Here is a 2,419-nt window from a genome sequence, read left to right as displayed (position 1 = left end):
TCGGAACAACACATTCGCGGCTTTAGATGGCCTCAGTGTAGACCTGGGCCATAACGACAACAGCGGCATTCAAGATTTTCAGCGTAAAGACGGCCCCAACCCACCGCGTAATTCGTCAATGCGCCGTCGAGATACCGCCAATGCCGCCATCAATGCCCCTGAGTTTGACGATTATGTCTTTCCGAGCAGCGGTGGATCGGCAACCCTTAGCGGTGTGGCCGATCCAGGCACTGCCATTGACATTTATAAGGTTGTCGACCGTCAAGGATACTATGGAGCGTTAAACGAATACGTTACCACCGTGTCTGCAGATGAAACCGGCAGTTTCAGCGTTGATGTCAATGCCCCTGAGGGAACGTTGTTGAGTGCCATTGCCACGGATGATGTGTACGGTACATCTGAGCCCTCAGCCATTACGGCCGTTGGCACATTGGAGGATGGCCCCACAACACCGGCCATGCCCAGCTGTGAAATTGCTCAAGATCCGCCAGAGCCAGAACCAGAGCTTCCTCCGGAACCCTTGGTCTTGCGCATTCCCCGCAATATTCACTTTGCTCTTGATAAATCAGATATCTCCCCGGCATCTGCGGTCATTATGGATGAGATTATTGCTGTTTTAGAAGAGTATCCATTCATTACCGTTGAACTGCAGGGGCATACCGATCCACGAGCCAGCAACGCTTATAACCAGGCCTTGGGTGAACGCCGAGCTTTGGCCGCCAGAAATTATCTGCTACAGCGAGGCATTGCCGCTGAACGGATGCGCATTCGCTCCTTTGGAGAAACACAACGGGTATCGAGTGGCAGCGGACGCATTGACTATGCCCGCGATCGCCGCACCGAGTTTATCTTTACAGATACTCGTGGTCTCGACATTATCTACGAAAATTTGGAAACAGATTTGCAGCTTGAATAAGGCCTTCTTTGACTTGTCAACTTTTCAGTATCGTCAGTATTAGTAGAGAATCTAACCGTGAAATTTTGTCATAACAACTCAAAGAAAAAGTGCTGTCAAGGTCTTTCTCAAGCTGGTATCCGGCATCTTGGGACAGCCTGGAATAGGGGTATTGATCGTGCTCTCGCCTGGAGCTTACCCCTAGTTTGCCTTTTATCTATTGCGCCTACGGCACAAGCACAGGTAGCTACTGCCCTAGATTGGGGTACTGGCGCTGCAGGGGAAGCTGTTGACTTTCCCGTGGGTAGCAATCAAAACACCTATACAGATGTTGGAGGAAGTGGTGTAGATGTGCGCGTCACGGTTGGCGGCGATGTTGGCAACAATGGCAATGCTAATCTCAACCTTACCGACTCCGCATTTGTTAGCCCTGCCCCCCCCGACGAGGCCCTCCTCGTTAACCTTTTAGGCGATGCTGGTGATGAAGCCACCATCACCGTTGAATTCTTTTTAACCGGCACCACCACCCCTGTTGATGTTACTCTGGCTTCTTTTCCCATTTATGATCTAGATATTCTTATCAACAACGGTACGGTATCTTGGCAGGATGAAGTTGTTGTCTCTGCTTCCTCAGGAGGGGTGCCTGTAGCTGGTATTACGGCGGGTGGTGAGACTGACCCCGTAGGAATATTTAACCAGGAGGTAGTTGCAGGTAATTCAGTCATTATTACGGGGGTTGCACCGGGTGATGATCCTAATAACCCTACCCAGAACGCCAATTCGCCGAGAACCCCCGCTGCTGTTAATCCTCAAACCTCAAATAATTTTTCAAATGGTACTGCTACAGTAAATGTTCCTGCTGCTGCTGACACCATTTCACTGGTATTCCGCAATGGCCCGGGGAGTAATGACCTTGCTCCCCATGCGATCGCCATCGGTGACATTGCCTTTACGGCTCCTCCTCTTGTTGCAGAACAACCGGCCATTGGTGTATCGAAACGAGTGGTTTCAACAACAACTCAGGCCGATGGTGACTTTGAAGTGGTGTATGAAACCACGGTGGAGAACCTGGGTAACGTCACATTGAACAATGTTCAGCTCACCGAAGACCTGGATGACACCTACGGAGAAGGCGCTTTCTCCATTATTGGTGTACCCGTATTTACAGCCCGGGGCTTGGCCAATGAGGTGCAACTGACGCCCAATGCTAACTTTGATGCCGATGAACCCAACGGCACCCCTGGGGATACCAGCATCCTGGCAGCAGCCCAAACGCTTCAGGTCGGTGAAAACTCCACCTTCCGATTCACCGTGGAAGTGGAAAGTGACCTGGTCAACACGCCAGGAACGTTTACTAACCAAATTGAGGCAATCGGCACATCCCCCAACGGGACTAATGTTGATGATGCGTCGGATGACGGATTGGAAACCGATGCAGACGGAGACGGTAACGGGAATGAGCCGGGTGAAAACGATCCAACCCCGGTGCAGTTACCACCGCCAGAGACCCCAGCTATTGGTGTG

Annotated in this window: 2 protein-coding genes; both read left to right on the top strand. The window is 51.3% G+C overall.

Annotated features, from left to right (window positions below; translation table 11 throughout):
* Positions 1–916: OmpA family protein (locus DXZ20_RS16125; RefSeq protein ID WP_163703509.1), on the top strand; the 916-nt coding region annotated here is incomplete at its 5' end.
* A gap of 57 nt (positions 917–973) precedes the next feature.
* A partial coding sequence (locus DXZ20_RS16120; protein WP_431732078.1) for a DUF7507 domain-containing protein occupies positions 974–2,419 on the top strand: 1,446 nt, incomplete at its 3' end.

It is taken from the genome of Adonisia turfae CCMR0081 (assembly GCF_011009555.1).
Lineage (GTDB): Bacteria > Cyanobacteriota > Cyanobacteriia > Phormidesmidales > Phormidesmidaceae > Leptothoe > Leptothoe turfae.
Note: the sequence above shows the minus strand (reverse complement) of the source record. Positions and strands in the feature narration are given on the sequence as shown.